Raw genomic sequence first — 885 nt, 5'->3', positions numbered from 1 at the left:
GCCGCGCGGACCGCGGCGGGAGGCATCGACCCGGCATCGGCCCCGGCGTGCACCTACACCGCGGCGGCCGTGGTGCCCGCGGCGCCGGACGCGGTGCACATCACCGTCGCCAACGTCGGTGACAGCAGGGTCTATTGGCTGCCCGACCCACCCGGAGCGGCGTTGCAGCTCACGGTCGACGACTCCGTGGCCCAGGAACTCATCGGCGCCGGGCTGTCGGCCCAGTCCACGGCAGTGCGGGCGGGAGCACACACGCTGACCCGATGGCTCGGCGCCGATGCGGAAACCGACGCCGAGCCGTGGACGGATACGAGTGTGCGCACCATCGCCGCCACGGGCGCAGGTCTTCTGGTCATCTGCACGGACGGTCTGTGGAACTACCTCCCCGAGCCCGGCGACATCGCACGGGTGTGCGTCGGCGGCGATGCGCACACAGTCGCGCGCAGGCTGGTCGACCACGCGCTGCAGGCAGGCGGACAGGACAACGTCACTGTCGCCGTGATACCCATCGGAGATCACCATGAGTCACGCTGACGGACAACGTTTTTCGGTTCACGTCGACCACAATCCCTACCTCGCCGCGGGCGTCGGCAGGGTGGATGCGATCGTCAGTGTGGCGACCGAGGGCGACGCCGCTTCGACGCCGGCTCACAGCGACCGCGTCGAGGTGATCGTGATCGATTGTTCGTCATCGATGATGTCACCTGCCGCCAAGTTCGACGCCGCCGTACGCGCCACCTCGGCGGCCGTCGACGAAATCGCTGACGGCACATACTTCGCCATCATCGCCGGCACCGGGAAAGCCTCACCGGTCTACCCCGCCGACGGGATCCCGGTCCGGGCCGACCCGGCGGCCAGGGCCGGCGCGGTGCGTGCGCTCGCGGC

At 70.2% G+C, this 885-nt stretch carries 1 protein-coding gene and 1 pseudogene; both read left to right on the top strand.

Annotated elements, in window-relative coordinates; all coding sequences use genetic code 11:
• Positions 1-534, top strand: a 534-nt coding sequence (locus tag Q2100_RS31475) for a PP2C family protein-serine/threonine phosphatase (RefSeq protein WP_302917156.1), incomplete at its 5' end; no start/stop codon positions are given.
• Positions 521-885: pseudogene (locus Q2100_RS31470) on the top strand (hypothetical protein); the annotation flags it as partial. The gene Q2100_RS31475 and the pseudogene Q2100_RS31470, both read left to right, overlap by 14 nt.

This window comes from Mycolicibacterium arseniciresistens, assembly GCF_030519285.1.
GTDB classification, from domain to species: domain Bacteria; phylum Actinomycetota; class Actinomycetes; order Mycobacteriales; family Mycobacteriaceae; genus Mycobacterium; species Mycobacterium arseniciresistens.
The sequence above is the reverse complement of the archived record's forward strand: the minus strand, read 5'-3'. Positions and strand labels throughout refer to the sequence as shown.